Here is a 15,531-nt window from a genome sequence, read left to right as displayed (position 1 = left end):
CTCTACATCATTAATGCACTGGAGAGGGAAAATGAAAAAAAGTGTCAGTAGTTTGGCGGGTTACGTAAAAACATTGTCGTCCGGCAAGATTGCTGTATTTCAAAATTGGGTGACGTTCGATAAAGGCGGCACCAAAGTCTTCAGAAGCTCACAACCATATTATAACGACACGGAGGATACGGTTCAGAAGTTTGACTCCCCGGCCGTTGCGCTGTTAAAAACTTACAATATCAAAGGTATTGTAAGTTTAAATCATAATTTAATATATGATAGCAGTGCGGCAGTGTTGTCTGCTGAAAATATTACTTACCATAATCTCGCTATTGTTGATTTTAGCACCCCTACAGTGAAAGAGCTTTTATATGGATGCCAGGCCATAGATAACATCTTGAGTAGAGGTAATGCATTAGTCTATTGTGGTTTTGGTCAAGGCAGGACGGGAACGATGATGACGGCTTATGCTATCTACAAACTTCCCAAAGGGAGTCCTGCGTCGAAGTTGGAAGACCTCATCGAGGCATCGACTGCGGAGACTAATGATCAGGAAAATGTTCTTCGCGAGTTTTATAGGACGCTTCCTAACTGACGCGTCGTTTGTTGATCAGAGGTTCTCTATTAGTTGGGTGGTTTTTAAGGTGAGATACAGCAAGCAGTTTCCAATTTTGTCCAAGGTGTAACGCAATAATAACGGAAGTCAAGAATTTCACTAGGGTGTATCAACGACATCGAGCGAAAGAGGAACATTGTCATGCCTAATCAATCAGCAACTATTGCTATTCTTACACCGCGTGAGGTTGAGGTAATCAAGCAGTACGTGAGCCTTGCGCGCCGGCTTAGAACAAGCTTGGGACAGATGAAGGAATATTGGGCTGACGAGGCCGTTCCCGTAAATTATGAGGAACTAACCCGTATTTATGGTGATGGCATAGGCAGTATCATCAGGCATATTACCGAACACGCAGACAAGTGGCCGTCCATTGAAGAGCAACTGAAGATACTTTGCGAAAACGTTCTTGAATGTTTCACGCAATTCAAGTTGCTTGCCGATCAAGCCATCTACACTATTGAGCACTTGCCAGGCTACGTAGATTTTACCCGTACCCTCGAACAAGAAGAGGCTGACTTGCGCTCGTGTCCTGTAGTTGATAGCGAGCTGCCGCAACTCCTTTCGGTCCGGAGCAATGTCAGCGATATGATGAAACGGGTGAAGGATTTGGAGCCCGAACTTTTTGGTCTGGTTAACTCCGTTCAAAATTTCAAGGAAAATCTCATGAACGGAATTGAAACGGAAATCAATCAGTTCGTGAAGTTGGACACCTTGTCCGAACTCGACAACAAATTACTCAAGATGCCTATGGGCGATGCTAGTCGCTCTCTATTTGCCACGTTCATGGGGGTGATACGTGGCGTGGTGATTGAGGTTGTTAAGAATTCCTCAAGTGAACCTTTGGATAACCTTGAGCAGTTAGTTACCTCACGATTGCACCCCAACCATGTTAGGCAATACACTGAAGCTCTGAATTATTTGTCCCCCACAATCAGAGATCAAGTCGAGCAACTTATATCTCAAACAAAAAAAGGTCATGTGCTGTTTGCACAGCTGGAATCTTTGCATGACTGGCTCGATTCATTTAAAGAACCACTCAACAATGCTAATAAAGGTGTTGGTCAGATACGAACCCTTTGGGTCAACACGCAAAATGAGTTAGAAAGCATCGAAAGCAGAGTGTTGCAGGTTAAAGAGCATTCAATATTGCATAATATTGTCAAGTCTCTGAATTCTTCTTTAATGCGCTGGAAAGACACTGCCGAAAATGCACAGCTGCTAAAGGATTTACTGGAGCGTCGCTATTAGTCGTCGGCTACATTGTAACTTTATAAGCGACTGTTTTTTTTACAATCGTGTTACCCACCGCCAAGTGTTTTCCATTGAAATCCTTTGTACCTGCGAGCGTATCCAATGAGCATATTTACTGTTTATTTTTGCGGTACCAGTTCAACTAAATTTGATGATGTTAAAGCAAGTTTTTGGAATGGTGAGCTTATATCCACTCTTGCTCAGAACAACCTCGGAAGAGAGTTTGTCGACTGGATTATAATTAACGGACCCGGGAGCGGAAATCTGCAAGATGACGAGTTGTTCACCGCACCGGGTGGCTATAACAAATGGGCAGGGCAAGCCCTTGGCCAAGGTTGGGAAGAGAATGTAAAACACGCGATCAACATGATCAAAGGGAAGTTTGATTGGCAGCGCGAGGCACTGACAGAAGAAAACTACAATCAACTGCAAAATGCTGGTATCCAGATTGAGGAGGTAAAAAAACAAGGTAGTTGGTTCTGGCGTAAATATGATTATGGTTCGCGCGCCATCACACCACAACAGTTGCAGGAACAAATAATCAAACAGTTTCGCAAGGGCGACGTCATCCCAACCATGGTTAATTTGATCGGTTGGAGTCGAGGCGGTATCAGCTGTACAATGTTGGCTAATGCAATGTTAAATGACAGTGAATTGAAAAACATACCTGTCAATATTTTTGCAGTTGATCCGGTTCCCGGTGCATTGAATTACCAGAGTAATAGAACAAGGCTCGGTGAGAACGTAAAAGAGTATGTTGCGATCTATGCAAGGGATGAGCGATCATTTGGTTTCGATTGTGTAGTGCCCAAATTCAGCGATACAACAAAAGTGCATATCTACCCGATGGCGGGTCGGCATGCTACGTTAGTTGGCAATGCGGCACCGGACGGCGTCAATGGTCCCAAGGTTTTTTTTGAACCCGGCGAGATCGTCCGTCATTACGCAGAGACTTGCCTGACTCGCTGGGGCGTGGCACTTGATAAGAAACTGATGTTTACCAAGTCACAGCTTGATCAACGGTTGTCCACCATTAAAGCTTCATATGACAACTATACAATGATGCGAGATAAAGCCTATACCATAAGCTCGGACGTAAAGGGTGAGCGCGAAATTTATCTTGATGGCAAAAATAGTAACTTCACTGCAGCAAGTGGTGCTCGTTACACACCCGAAAAAGGACTGTCAACGGGGCATATCCTGACTAGCACTTATTTTGACGACCTTATTTAATGTTCATAACTTTGATGGCAGATAGGCTAGAAGAATAGCCGAATCCAGGACTATAAATAATCGTTATTGGATTCGGCTTCTCATAAAAACAGCATCTAAAGCTAACTTATTGCCCCAAACTTTTTGGCACCCAAGATACGGCCTTCAACGTCCGAACGCTGACAGAACTGGGTACGTACTACCCAGTGTCATGGTCAGGTACGAATCATCTCGCGGACCTTGGCGGTCAGCAGATCAAAGGTGAACGGCTTGGTGATCATCTGCATGCCCGGGTCGAGGAAGCCGCCGCGCACAGCGGCGTGCTCGGCATAACCGGTAATGAACAGCACCTTCAGCCCCGGCCGGTACTGCCGACCGATTTCCGCCAGTTGCCGGCCGTTCATGCCCGGCAGGCCGACGTCACTGATCAACAGATCAATGCGCTGCGTCGAGTTGAGGATCGGTAAGGCGCCATCGGCATCGCCGGCTTCGACAAATGCATAACCCAACTCACTGAGCACTGCACTGACCAGCACGCGCACGGCAGGGTCGTCTTCGACGATCAACACCGTCTCGCCGTCCATCGCCTCCGGGGCCTGTTGAACAGCGGACACCGGATGCTCCAGTTCCTCGCCGCGGAAGCGCGGCAGGTACAGTTTGACCGTGGTGCCCTGATCGATTTCGCTGTCGATCGAGACGTGACCACGGGACTGTTTGCTGAAGCCATAGATCATCGACAGGCCCAAACCGGTGCCCTGGCCGATCGGTTTGGTGGTGAAGAATGGATCGAACGCGCGGTTGATCACGCTCTGTGGCATGCCGCTGCCGTTGTCGGTGACGCTGAGCATGACGTACTCGCCAGGTTCGAGGTTGGTGTAGGCCTCGGTGAACTCCTGTTTAAGGACCTGATTGCTGGTTTCGACCACCAGTTTGCCACCCTCGGGCATCGCGTCCCGGGCGTTGAGCACCAGGTTGAGCAGGGCACTTTCCAGTTGATTGGGGTCGGCTTCAGCGACCCACAAATCGTCGTTCAGGCGCATGTCGAGCTGAATGCTTTCGTTGAGGCTGCGTTGCAGCAACTCGCCCATCGACAGCACCAGGGTATTCATCTGCACGGCTTTGGAGTCCAGCGATTGCCGGCGGGAAAATGCAAGCAAACGGTGGGTGAGGCCGGCGGCGCGGTTGGCTGAGGTGACGCCCAGATCGATCAGGCTGTCGAGGTCATCAAGGCGCCCGCGAGCCAGTCGCCGGCGCAGTAATTCAAGGCTGCCGATGATCCCGGTGAGCATGTTGTTGAAGTCGTGAGCAATACCGCCGGTGAGTTGACCGACCGCTTCCATTTTCTGCGACTGACGCAAGGCTTCTTCGTTGTGGCGAAGCTGGGCGGTGCGTTCCTCGACTTGCTGCTCAAGGGTTTCAAGGGTTGATTGCAGGCGCCGTTCACTTTCACTCAGATCGATCAGGCGATCACGGGCTTCGTACTGTCGTCGTCGCCCGCGCAGGGCGGTGGATACCAGACTGACCAGGGTCGCCGGATGAAACGGACGCTCGAGAAAGGTCACGTTGCCCAATAATTCACTCAGGCGAGAAGACGGGCCTTGTTCGGGGCCGCCGTGGTGCGTCAGCAAGACGATCGGCAGATCCGACCAGGCCGGTTGCTGCTCCAGAAAATGCAGAAGCGTTTCCAGTTCCGGGCCGCGCAACGCTTCGGCAGCAATCAACAAGAGCCCGGCGCCAGGTTCCAGTTCAGCGCACAATGCGCCCAGATCCGGGGTGATGACCCCGCCGTAACCCGCCTCATTGAGGATCATCAGCGCCACTTGGCTGTCGCGGCCCATGGGCGCGAGAATCAGCGCCCGTTCCGGCAGTGAAACGGAGGCTGTCACAAGGCTTCTTCCCGCAACAGCGGATTGCTGGCGCCAAGGTAAGTCGGTACGCCCCGCAACACACCCTGGAACGCTTCCAGCGGTTCGCCAATGGTCATGCCCTGGCCCGAAATGCGGAATTCACGGATGGTCGACTCGTGGTTGCCGGTGCGTTTCTTGATAATGGAAATGGCTCGGCGGACTTTGCCGATGGCTTCGAAGTAGCGCAGCAGGATCACCGTGTCGGCCAGGTAAGTGATATCGACTGGCGCCTGCATGTCGCCGACCAGACCATGCTGGGCAACCGTCATGAATGTCGCCGCACCTTTGCGGTTCAGATACAGCAGCAACTCATGCATGTGCAGCACCAGCGCGTTTTCTTCCGGCATCGCGGCCTGATAGCCGTTGATACTGTCGATCACGACGGTCTTGATGTTGCCCTCATCGACACAGCGACGCACCCGGTGCGAGAACTCGCCGGGGGACAGTTCGGCGGCGTCCACCTGATCGATCAGCAGGTTGCCGGTCGCTTGCAGGGCCTTGAGGTCGATGCCGATATTTTTCATACGCTCGAAGAGCAGACCCAGCTCTTCATCAAAGATGAACAGCGCCGCCTTTTCACCGCGTGCTACGGCAGCGGCAGCAAAGATCATTGCAATCAGCGATTTGCCAGTACCGGCCGGGCCCAGGATCAATGTGCTGGAACCGGTCTCGATGCCACCACCGAGCAGGGCGTCCATTTCCTTGATGCCGCTGGTCAATTGCAGGCGTGGATAGTCGCCACGGTGTTCGGCAGCGACCAGGCGCGGAAATACATGGACCCCGTCGCCCATGATGGTGAAGTCATGGTAACCGCCACGGTACTTCTGCCCGCGGTACTTGATGATGCGTACGCGGCGGCGCTCGGCACCGTAATTGGGGGTCAGCTCTTCGAGGCGGATGACGCCGTGGGCGACGCTGTGCACGGTCTTGTCGAGGGACTCCGTGGTCAGGTCGTCAAGCAGCAGGACCGTGGCGTCGTAACGCACGAAGTAATGTTTGATCGCCAGAATCTGCCGGCGGTAACGCAGCGAGCTTTGCGCCAGCAGGCGGATCTCCGACAGGCTGTCGAGCACCACACGGGTCGGTTTGAAGCGCTCGACCACCTCGAAAATCTGCTTGGTGGCTTCACCGAGCTCAAGGTCGGAGGAGTACAGCAGGCTTTGCTGATGTTCGGCGTTGAGCAGGCTTTCCGGCGGTGTTAGTTCGAAAATCTCGATGTTCTCGTTCAGTTCCCAGCCGTGAGAGGCTGCGCCCTGGCGCAGTTCACGCTCGGTTTCCGACAGTGTGATGTACAGACAGCGTTCGCCGGCACGGGCGCCCGCCAACAGGAAATGCAACGCGACGGTGGTTTTGCCTGTACCGGGTTCACCCTCGAGCAAAAACACATGCCCTCGGGACAGACCACCGGCGAGGATGTCATCCAGGCCAATGATGCCGGTGGCGGCTTTTGCACTGATCAACTCGTTGGACGTAGACAAAGAATGCCCTCTCATGACTAGGGGAATCGAGGCAGCAGGCTGTACCAGCCGTTGTGCTCTACCTGATTACTTGACCGCTGCCGCTCATGACGGTTCCGAGGTTTCGATAGCAAAGTGTCATTGAATCAGCGGCCAACGGCTCAAAGTCCCTGCTGCAGGGCCGGGTCGTCGGGGTTCATCTGCTCCAGTTGCGCCAGCAGAATCTGCACGTTCTGCAACTGTCCGCTTTCCTTCCAGTAATTGATCAACAGCACCCGAGCCTTACGGTCGGCGGGGTGGCGCTGCACGACTTCCTGCAATTGTTTTTGCGCCGCTTCCAGTTCTTCGGCGGCATGCAGGGTGGTGGCGAGGTCGTAGCGGTAATCCTTGTTGTCCGGTTCCAGTTCGACGGCTTTGGACAAGCCGAGCAGGGCGAACTCACGCTGGCCGTGGTGCAACAGCCACAGGCCCAAGGCGTGTTGCAGATAGGCGGAATCCGGCTGCGCCTGCAGTTGTTTGGCGAGCAACTGGCGCGCGGCGTCGCTCTGACCCTGGCGATCGAGCACATCGATTTGCATCACCAGCGCCGGCAGGTTGCCCGGTTCCAGACGCAGCGTGTTGTCCAGCGCTTGCTGCGCCTGTTTGAGCTCGGCGTTGTGCAGATACAGGCGCGCCAGCTGCGCAAAGGTGGCGGCGCTTTCCGGTTGGCCCTTGAGCACTTGTTCCCAGCCATCGATGGCTTGCTGCAACGGGGCGAAATACAGACCCAGCTCATCTGGCGTCAGACCGAGGAGGGCGTTGATCGCGGCAAAACGCACGTTTTGATCTTCATCGTCGAGCATCGGCCCGAGCAGCAGGCTGCGTTGCCCGCCAGGCACCAGCCCGACCACACTTTGAATCGCTGCCAGCCGGACTTCCGGGGCTTCGTTCTGCAGGTGTGCGTCGGCCAGTTTCAGCGCTTGTGGGCTTGGATAGTTGGGCAGTTCGGCCAGCAGCCAGACGCTGCGCTTGGCCGACAAGTCCGGGCGCCCCAATTGCTGGTACAACTGCCGTGCCGCCCCGGGCTGCCCGGAGCGGGCCGCCGTCAGGGCTTCGCTGTAGCCGCGCTTGATCGCCTCGGGCACTACCGGGGCGGTGGAGCGCAGAGATAACCAGGCAACGACGATGATCAGCACGAGGCCAAGGCTGATGAGCAGGTAGCGGCGGGACTGAGGCATGCGATTTCCGTGAACGGGTGTTCTTTAGCAGAGGGGCAAGCTTCGGTCAGAGAAGGCCATGAGTCAAACCCGTGCTTGCGAATTGACCTGTAGGAGCTGCCGCAGGCTGCGATCTTTTGACTTTGATGTTCAAGATCAAAAGATCGCAGCCTGCGGCAGCTCCTACAGGGGCGGGCACAAAAAAGCCCCGCGACCGAATGATACGCGGGGCAAAAAATTGGTTGGTTGCGGCCAACCAAAGGAGCGCTTTGAAAACCTTTACTTGCTGGCGACGGTTTCCGGTTGCCAGCCACCACCCAAGGCCTTGTAGATCGCCACGATGCCGCGATACAGATCGACTTCGGCCTGGGCCTGACTGTCTTCGGCGTTCAGCCGTTCACGCTGGGCGTCGAGCAGCACGAGGAAGTCGGTGGTGCCTTCGCGGTAGCGGATTTCAGCCAGGTCGGCAGCCTTGCGGCTCGATTCACTCTGACGAATCAGCGAGATCAGCCGTTGCTGACGCTTGCCGTAATCGCTGAAGGCGTTTTCCGATTCCTCCAGCGCCAGCAACACTTGCTGCTCGTAGGTGGCAAGTGCGCCTTCGGCATCGGCATCGGCGCCACGCAAGCGGGCGCGCACGCTACCCAGATCGAACGCCGCCCAGGTAATGCTCGGGCCGAGTGCCCAGGCGTTGGCCGCTGAGGAGCCGATCTGCGAACCACGCCCGGCCGTCCAGCCCAGGAACCCGCTGAGGCTGACCCGTGGAAACAGATCGGCTTTCGCCACACCGATCCGCGCGGTGGCCGAGGCCAGTTTGCGTTCGGCGCTGAGGATGTCCGGACGGCGTTGCAGCAGCTCACCCGGATCACCGATTGGCAAGGCCTTGGCAATTGCCGGCAAGTCTTTCGGGCTCAAGTCCACGGTCATTTTGTCCGGACGCTCACCCAAAAGGGTGGCGATGCGGTTTTTCTGCCGTACCTGTTCCGCCTGCAGTTGCGGCACGCTGGCTTCGACCGAGGCCAGACGCGCATCGGCACGTTCGACGTCAAGCTGATCACCGACGCCGGCGTCACGCAGGCTGATGGTGATCTTGCGCGACTCCTGCTGGTTTTCCAGGTTGGCCACGGCGATTTTCTCGCGCAGTTGCGCCCCGCGCAGTTGACCGTAGGCGTCGACCAGTTCGGCAATCATCGTGACTTGCAGTTGATACAGATCGGCTTCGGCCGCCTGCTGGTCGGCGTCGCTGGCTTCCAGATTGCGCTGGATCCGGCCGAACAGATCAAGCTCCCAAGCCATGTCCAGGCCCAGATCGTAGCGCTCGCTGTTGACCCGCTTGGTGGTCTGGCCGGGAATTTGTCCCTTGGCCAGATCACTGCTGGCGCGGCTGGTGATGGTCGGCATCGCATCGTTGCTGACGTCGTCGCGGATCGCCCGGGCGGCTTTCCAGCGGGCGAACGCCACGCGCAGTTGACGGTTGCCTTGCAGCGATTGCGTCACCAACTGGTTGAGGGTCGGATCGTCGAATTGCTGCCACCAGATGCCTTCGAATTTCGAACGGTCAAAGTTCTTTTGCCCGGCGGCGCCATCGGTGGCGGCCGTGATATTGGCCGCCTCCGTGGCTGGGGTCTTGTAGTCGGGGCCGACGGCGCAGGCGCTCAGCGCCAGCACCAGAAGACTCGGCAGGAAGACTTTCAGACTCATTATTGCGCCTCCAGTGGCTTTTGAAGAGCGTGCGCTCTGGCCGCTTTGCGGGCTTCCCCGCGTTCGACAAAGTTACGGATCAACACGTAGAACACGGGTGTCAGCAACAGACCGAAGAAGGTCACCCCGAGCATCCCGGAGAACACGGCCACACCCATGGCGTGACGCATCTCGGCACCGGCACCGCTGGAGAACACCAGTGGCACTACACCCATGATGAACGCGAACGAAGTCATCAGGATCGGCCGCAGACGCAGACGGCAGGCTTCCAGTACCGCAGCCAGCGGGTCGAGGCCTTCCAGCTGTTTGTCCTTGGCGAATTCGACGATCAGAATCGCGTTCTTACAGGCCAGGCCCACCAATACGATCAAACCGATCTGGGTAAAGATGTTGTTGTCGCCGCCGGAGACAATCACCCCGGTGATGGCCGACAGCAGGGTCATCGGTACGATCAGGATCACCGCCAGTGGCAGGCTCCAGCTTTCGTATTGAGCGGCGAGCACGAGGAACGCCAGCAATACGCAGAGCGGGAACACGAACAGCGCGGTGTTGCCGGACAGAATCTGCTGGTAGGTCAGGTCGGTCCACTCGTAGGTCATGCCGTTTGGCAGTTCATCCTTGAGCAGTTTTTCGATGGCTTTTTCGGCCTGGCCGGAGCTGTAGCCAGGGGCTGCCGCACCGTTGATTTCAGCGGTGATAAAGCCGTTGTAGTGCATCACGCGATCCGGGCCCGAGGTGTCGCTGACCTTGATGAAGGTCGCCAGCGGGATCATTTCGCCCTTGTTGTTACGCACTTTCAGCTGACCGATCTGATCGGATTCGAGGCGGAACTGCTGTTCAGCCTGAACGTTGACCTGATAGGTGCGCCCGAAGCGGTTGAAGTCGTTGGCATACAGCGAACCCAGGTAGATCTGCAGGGTGTCGAAGATGTCGCTGACGGCCACGCCGTGGGTCTTGGCCTTTTCGCGGTCGATGGCGGCATCGACTTGCGGCACGTTCACGGTGTAGCTGGTGAACAGTCCGGCCAGTTCCGGCACGTTGTGGCTCTTGGCGATGATGTTCATGGTTTCCTTGTACAGCTCGTCGTAGCCCAGGTTGCCCCGGTCTTCGATTTGCAGGCGGAAACCACCAATGGTACCCAGACCTTGTACCGGCGGTGGCGGGAAGATCGCCATGTACGCTTCCTGAATGTTCGCGTACTGACCGTTCAAGGCCCCGGCGATGGCACCGGCGGACATGCTCGGGTCTTTACGTTCGTCGAACGGTTTCAGGGTCACGAACACGATGCCGGCGTTCGGGCTATTGGTGAAGCCGTTGATCGACAGGCCCGGGAACGCTACGGCGCTTTCCACGCCAGGCTGTTTCAGCGCCAGGTCGGACATGCGCTTGATCACGTCTTCGGTACGATCCAGGCTCGCAGCGTCCGGCAGTTGCGCGAAGGCCACCAGGTATTGCTTGTCCTGGCCGGGCACGAAACCGGTCGGCGTGCTGGAGAAACCGAAGAACGTCAGCACCATCAGGCCTGCATACAGCAGCAAAGCGATGCCGCTGCTGCGGATCACGCGGCGCACCGTGCCGACATAGCCATGGCTGGCCTTGTCAAAGAAACGGTTGAACGGACGGAACAGCCAGCCACCGAAGATCCTGTCGAGAATCCTCGAGAAGCGGTCTTTCGGCGCGTCATGCCCTTTGAGCAACACGGCGGCCAGCGCTGGCGACAGCGTCAGCGAGTTGAACGCCGAGATCACGGTCGAGATCGCAATGGTCAGCGCGAACTGCTTGTAGAACTGCCCGGTGAGGCCGGAGATGAATGCCGCCGGAACGAACACTGCACACAGTACCAGTGCGGTCGCAATGATCGGGCCGGTCACTTCGCCCATGGCCTTTTTGGTCGCATCGAACGGGTTGAGCCCCAGTTCAATGTTGCGCTCGACGTTCTCCACCACGACGATGGCGTCGTCCACCACGATACCGATCGCCAGCACCAGGCCGAACAGCGACAGGGCGTTGAGCGAGAAGCCGAACAGGTGCATGACCGCAAACGTACCGATCAACGACACCGGCACCGCCACCAATGGAATGATCGAGGCGCGCCAGGTCTGCAGGAACAGAATCACGACCAGCACCACGAGGATCAGCGCTTCGAAGAGGGTGTGAACCACCGCCTCGATCGAGCCGCGCACGAAGATCGTCGGGTCATAGACGATGCTGTAGTCCATGCCTTGCGGGAAGCCTTTCTTCAGTTCCTCCATCTTGCCGCGAACTTCGTTCGAAATATCGATGGCGTTGGAGCCAGGACGCTGGAAGATCGGGATCGCGACCGCTGGCTGGTTGTTCAGCAACGAACGCAGGGCGTACTGGCTGGAACCCAGCTCGACGCGCGCGATGTCCTTGAGACGAGTGATCTCACCATTGTCGCCGGAGCGAATGATGATGTTCTCGAACTCTTCCTCGGACACCAGACGGCCTTGGGTGTTGACCGACAGCTGGAAGCTCTGGGCATTCGGGGCAGGGGGCGCACCGAGCTGACCGGCAGCAACCTGACGGTTCTGCTCACGAATCGCCGTCACCACATCAGTGGCAGTCAGGTTGCGCGAAGCGGTCTTGTTCGGATCGAGCCAGACCCGCAGCGAGTAATCGCCCATGCCGAACAGTTGCACGTCACCGACACCGCCCAGACGCGCCAGCTCATCCTTGATGTTGAGGATCGCGTAGTTGGACAGGTAGAGCATGTCGTAGCGTTTGTCCGGCGAGGTCAAGTGCACAACCATGGTCAGGTCGGGCGAGGCCTTGTCGACGGTGATACCGATGCGCGTCACTTCCTCGGGAAGTTTCGGCTCGGTACGGGTCACCCGGTTCTGCACCTGCACCTGCGCATTGTCCAGGTCGGTGCCCAGGGCGAAGGTGATGGTCAGGGTGATCTTGCCGTCAGCGGTGGACTGCGAGGACATGTACAGCATGTTCTCGACGCCGGTGATGGCTTGCTCCAGCGGAGCGGCCACGGTTTCACCGATGACTTTGGGGTTGGCACCCGGGAAGTTGGCACGTACCACCACGGTCGGTGGCACGACTTCCGGGTATTCGCTGATCGGCAGCTGGAACAGCGAGATCGCACCGGCGATCAGGATCAACAGCGAGAGCACCGCTGCGAAGATCGGCCGTGAAATGAAGAATTGGGAAAAATTCATCGGAGTTGTCGTCCCTTAACCGCGTGGGGTCGTAGCGGCCAGCTTCACAGCCGTACCCTGTGCACCTTTGGCAGGTGCGACTTTGGGCAGGTTGCTGGCTTCCAGCGCTTGACGTTGTTGAGCCAGAGCGGCAAGGGTCTGCTCGCTGGCCATCGGGATCACTTCAGGCGTCACCGGCGAACCCGGACGAACCCGCTGCAGACCCTTGACGATAATCGTGTCGTCCTTGTTCAGACCGGTGCGCACGATGCGCAGGCCTTCGATCTTCGGCCCCAGTTCAACGGCGCGATAAGCGGTTTTGTTGTCCGCATCCATCACCAGCACGAACTTCTTGCCGAGGTCGGTACCGACCGCTTCGTCGTTGATCAGCATGGCGTTGTAGGTGCCGCTGCCGACCAGTTTCAGCCGTGCGTACAGGCCCGGGGTGTAGGTGCCGTCGCTGTTGTCGAACACCGCGCGACCACGGATGGTGCCGGTTTTCGGATTGACCTGGTTGTCGACGAAGTTCATCTGACCGAGGTGCGGGTTGCCGTCTTCGTTGGACAGGCCCATGTACACCGGCGTGGTGGCGCCACGTTGGCCGTTGCGGGCGAGTTGGGTGTATTTGAGGAACACCCGCTCGTCAGCGTCGAAGTAGGCGTAGACCTTGTCAGTGGAAACCACGCTGGTCAGCGGTGTGGTGTCGGCGGTCACCAGGTTGCCGGCGGTGATCTCGGCACGGCTGACGCGACCGCTGATTGGTGCGGTGACGCGGGTGAAGCTCAGGTTCAGTTTGGCCAGATCCAGTTGCGCTTGCAGGGCGCCGACGGCGGCGCGGGCCTCTTGTGCGGCACTGGTGCGCGAGTCGGCCAGTTCAGCGGAGATCGCGTTGCTGGCGCGCAGACGTTCGCCGCGACCGGCTTCGTTCTCACTGCGAGTGGCATTGGCGCGCGCCTGGGCTACCAACGCTTCGAGACGGCGAACTTCTGCCTGGAAAGGACGCGGATCGATCTGGAACAGCAGGTCACCTTTCTTGACCAGCGCGCCTTCGGTGAACGCCACCTCGTCGATCTGGCCGGAGACCCGTGGACGGATTTCAACGGTTTCCGGCGCTTCGAGGCGCCCGGTGAATTCGTCCCACTCGTTGACCGGTTGTTCCAGCACCTTGGCCACGCTGACTTTGGCAGCGGGCATGGTGGCGGCAGTCTCCGGAGTCTTGCCGCAAGCGCTCATCACCAGCACGGCCAACATGGCCAAGGGGAAGCGCAAATGTTTGAGTGACTGTTCCATGGAATCATCCGCCAATGTATTGAAGATGGGCGGATGATGCTCGGCGGGCTGTGATGGCACGAATCGAATGAAGCAAAGGTAACTATCATTCGGAATGATATAAGAGCGATTCGAGCCCTCTAGCATGCACCTTTCGTTAGGGTGCTATCAATCTGTTTGATGACAAATGTGTGTTGCGCCGCCAGTAAAAATCCAGTGGCGGCTTCAGGATCAGAATGCACAAACAAAGAGACGGCCATGAAGGCCGTCTCGTTCAACGTGTTGCGAAGTGACTTAGTTGTTGCCTTTGCGGTTCGGCCCGAAACGGTTCGGACCTGGCTGGCTGTCTTGCACCAGGAACACCAGGTTGACGATCGGCAGCAGCAACCACCAGCCGCTACGGTCAGTGTCGTGCATACGGCGCGCGCCCACTGCGATGCTCGGCAGCAACATCGCCAGGCTGTACAGGTTGTAGAGCACGCCCTTGGTGTTGAGCATGGCGTCGAGAACGCCCATGACAATGCAGATACCCATGTTGATCAGCACAAACATCCAGTACTCGCGGCGGGTGGCGCGGCCTTTGAATTCGGCGTAATTCTTCAGCGCTTCCACGTAAGGATTGCCCGTGGTGATGGCGGGGCCGCTTGCATAGGACGGTTGAGCGGCCTGAGGTGCACCGCACTGTGGGCATGCCACGGCCAGGCTACTAATTTCCTTGGCGCAACCACGGCAGAAAACCAAGCTCATATTTTTTCCCTAAAATTATTCAATCGATAGACAGGACAAAACGAACGCGGCAAGGCCAGACAAAACGATGCCGGCGATCGCGAGGTTTCTTCCTGGGTGTTTTTGGTTGATACAGACGATGCCGCAAGTGAGGCCCGCAAGGCTGAGGATGCCCACACCGACAATCGCATCCCTGTCCCATTCGGAATCATCAAATAGGTTGAGTGCGCTGATAATCCCGAGGATCAATGAAACGATGGCCAGCCAGGGTGTTTCGGCTTGCGTTTGCGGCACGGAGGCCTGTTGGGGCGCCCCGCATTGGGGGCAGGTGAGCGCCGTTTCGTGTAGCTCCTTGGCGCAAGCACGACAATAGACCATTGCCATCGTTTTCCTTAACTGAGTGCAAATGCCCGATCCTCCAGCGGTCGGGGCGGCGGTAAGTTAAACTTTATTACCGGATTTGTCATTATCACTTTGCCATCATTGCTGCCGTGGGTGTGCGGGGACTCAAGGACTGAAGGCTATCGGGATTGTGGAAGCGTCTGGAGCCGTGCCAGCCAGCGAGGCCATTTACCGCTTCGGCATGGTCGAACGCTTCACCGGCTCCTTGCTGCTCAAGATACGTCGCGCAGCACGAACCGCATTTCCATGCGCGGCGATTGCAACGCCCAGGCGTGCCAATAAAACTCTACATCGGTGAAATGATTCGGCGCGACATCTACCCGCTGGCGAATACCGTCACCTTGCATGCAGTCTCGCGAGTCAGACCGTGGCACACCGACATCCATACACGATTGGTCCAGGCCCGGCGCCAGTGCTGCTGAAATCCAGCACGATATAGCTGAATGCCAATATCAGGCCAACGCTGCGACCGCCAGCTACCATTCGACCCCGGCAGCGAACGATAAAACCCACGGCATGGGCAGTGCCGTGGGTGACGGGATTATCATCGCGGAGAAACAGATCGACCTGAAGAATGACTGCATGCAGGGCAACGTCTACTTGCGCCAGTGGACAAGGCAGCTTGTTTGATCAAGA

At 56.9% G+C, this 15,531-nt stretch carries 13 protein-coding genes; 4 read left to right on the top strand and 9 right to left on the bottom strand.

Annotation, left to right across the window (positions count from 1 at the left end):
* The first annotated feature begins 31 nt into the window (after window positions 1–31).
* The 3 genes from AC193Q_RS06685 to AC193Q_RS06675 all read left to right on the top strand — a co-directional run bounded on the left by AC193Q_RS06685 (window position 32) and on the right by AC193Q_RS06675 (window position 3,091).
* Window positions 32–586 (top strand): phosphatase domain-containing putative toxin, encoded by a 555-nt coding sequence (locus tag AC193Q_RS06685; RefSeq protein WP_121185592.1) that lies wholly within the window; start codon window positions 32–34, stop codon window positions 584–586.
* 162 nt (window positions 587–748) lie between these two features.
* A complete protein-coding gene (locus AC193Q_RS06680) occupies window positions 749–1,855 on the top strand; it encodes a hypothetical protein (protein WP_476284617.1) in 1,107 nt (368 codons plus the stop codon).
* A gap of 105 nt (window positions 1,856–1,960) precedes the next feature.
* Window positions 1,961–3,091, top strand: coding sequence for a hypothetical protein (locus AC193Q_RS06675; RefSeq protein WP_476284616.1), 1,131 nt, complete (start codon window positions 1,961–1,963; stop codon window positions 3,089–3,091).
* A gap of 194 nt (window positions 3,092–3,285) precedes the next feature.
* On the opposite strand, the gene AC193Q_RS06670 is transcribed toward AC193Q_RS06675, so the two are convergent.
* From AC193Q_RS06670 to AC193Q_RS06630, 9 genes are all read right to left on the bottom strand, one after another.
* Complete coding sequence (locus AC193Q_RS06670; RefSeq protein ID WP_121185586.1) at window positions 3,286–4,956, bottom strand: ATP-binding protein; 1,671 nt, start codon at window positions 4,954–4,956, stop codon at window positions 3,286–3,288.
* Entirely contained in the window at window positions 4,953–6,455 is a 1,503-nt protein-coding gene (locus AC193Q_RS06665) for an ATPase domain-containing protein (RefSeq protein ID WP_476284615.1), read from the bottom strand. The genes AC193Q_RS06670 and AC193Q_RS06665 overlap by 4 nt, the downstream gene beginning before the upstream one ends.
* Before the next feature lie 140 nt (window positions 6,456–6,595).
* Window positions 6,596–7,651 carry a tetratricopeptide repeat protein gene (locus AC193Q_RS06660; RefSeq protein ID WP_047294601.1) on the bottom strand — a complete coding sequence of 352 codons (1,056 nt, stop codon included), beginning with the start codon at window positions 7,649–7,651 and terminating at the stop codon, window positions 6,596–6,598.
* A 258-nt stretch (window positions 7,652–7,909) separates the two neighbouring features.
* Window positions 7,910–9,331 (bottom strand): efflux transporter outer membrane subunit, encoded by a 1,422-nt coding sequence (locus AC193Q_RS06655; protein WP_041064275.1) that lies wholly within the window; start codon window positions 9,329–9,331, stop codon window positions 7,910–7,912.
* Window positions 9,331–12,519: an efflux RND transporter permease subunit gene (locus AC193Q_RS06650; RefSeq protein ID WP_121185579.1), complete on the bottom strand. Its 3,189-nt coding sequence runs from the start codon at window positions 12,517–12,519 to the stop codon at window positions 9,331–9,333. Before AC193Q_RS06650 ends, AC193Q_RS06655 begins: the two co-directional genes overlap by 1 nt.
* Window positions 12,520–12,534: 15 nt before the next feature.
* Window positions 12,535–13,788: a multidrug efflux RND transporter periplasmic adaptor subunit MexE gene (gene mexE, locus AC193Q_RS06645; RefSeq protein WP_047294597.1), complete on the bottom strand. Its 1,254-nt coding sequence runs from the start codon at window positions 13,786–13,788 to the stop codon at window positions 12,535–12,537.
* A gap of 273 nt (window positions 13,789–14,061) precedes the next feature.
* The gene (locus tag AC193Q_RS06640) at window positions 14,062–14,514 is read right to left on the bottom strand and encodes a DUF805 domain-containing protein (protein WP_047294596.1); all 453 of its coding nucleotides are present in this window, start codon (window positions 14,512–14,514) and stop codon (window positions 14,062–14,064) included.
* A 15-nt stretch (window positions 14,515–14,529) separates the two neighbouring features.
* Complete coding sequence (locus AC193Q_RS06635; RefSeq protein ID WP_041064263.1) at window positions 14,530–14,877, bottom strand: DUF4190 domain-containing protein; 348 nt, start codon at window positions 14,875–14,877, stop codon at window positions 14,530–14,532.
* A gap of 230 nt (window positions 14,878–15,107) precedes the next feature.
* Window positions 15,108–15,242 carry a hypothetical protein gene (locus AC193Q_RS06630; protein ID WP_257012240.1) on the bottom strand — a complete coding sequence of 45 codons (135 nt, stop codon included), beginning with the start codon at window positions 15,240–15,242 and terminating at the stop codon, window positions 15,108–15,110.
* On the opposite strand from AC193Q_RS06630, the gene AC193Q_RS06625 reads away from it, so the two are divergent.
* On the top strand, window positions 15,241–15,525 hold the full coding sequence (locus tag AC193Q_RS06625) for a hypothetical protein (RefSeq protein ID WP_121185577.1): 285 nt from the start codon (window positions 15,241–15,243) through the stop codon (window positions 15,523–15,525). The two genes, AC193Q_RS06630 and AC193Q_RS06625, sit on opposite strands and share 2 nt — an antisense overlap.
* Window positions 15,526–15,531: the final 6 nt, after the last annotated feature.

This window comes from Pseudomonas sp. F2 (assembly GCF_057174385.1).
This window is presented reverse-complemented; position numbering and strand designations above follow the sequence as displayed.

Bases quoted from the DNA above. Each gene is read 5' to 3' on its own strand.
- AC193Q_RS06625 (WP_121185577.1), top strand. From the start codon at position 15,241: ATGCAGTCTCGCGAGTCAGACCGTGGCACACCGACATCCATACACGAT.
- AC193Q_RS06640 (WP_047294596.1), bottom strand. From the start codon at position 14,514: ATGAGCTTGGTTTTCTGCCGTGGTTGCGCCAAGGAAATTAGTAGCCTG.
- AC193Q_RS06650 (WP_121185579.1), bottom strand. From the start codon at position 12,519: ATGAATTTTTCCCAATTCTTCATTTCACGGCCGATCTTCGCAGCGGTG.
- AC193Q_RS06685 (WP_121185592.1), top strand. From the start codon at position 32: ATGAAAAAAAGTGTCAGTAGTTTGGCGGGTTACGTAAAAACATTGTCG.
- AC193Q_RS06655 (WP_041064275.1), bottom strand. From the start codon at position 9,331: ATGAGTCTGAAAGTCTTCCTGCCGAGTCTTCTGGTGCTGGCGCTGAGC.
- AC193Q_RS06635 (WP_041064263.1), bottom strand. From the start codon at position 14,877: ATGGCAATGGTCTATTGTCGTGCTTGCGCCAAGGAGCTACACGAAACG.
- AC193Q_RS06630 (WP_257012240.1), bottom strand. From the start codon at position 15,242: ATGCAAGGTGACGGTATTCGCCAGCGGGTAGATGTCGCGCCGAATCAT.
- AC193Q_RS06660 (WP_047294601.1), bottom strand. From the start codon at position 7,651: ATGCCTCAGTCCCGCCGCTACCTGCTCATCAGCCTTGGCCTCGTGCTG.
- AC193Q_RS06680 (WP_476284617.1), top strand. From the start codon at position 749: ATGCCTAATCAATCAGCAACTATTGCTATTCTTACACCGCGTGAGGTT.
- AC193Q_RS06675 (WP_476284616.1), top strand. From the start codon at position 1,961: ATGAGCATATTTACTGTTTATTTTTGCGGTACCAGTTCAACTAAATTT.
- mexE (WP_047294597.1), bottom strand. From the start codon at position 13,788: ATGGAACAGTCACTCAAACATTTGCGCTTCCCCTTGGCCATGTTGGCC.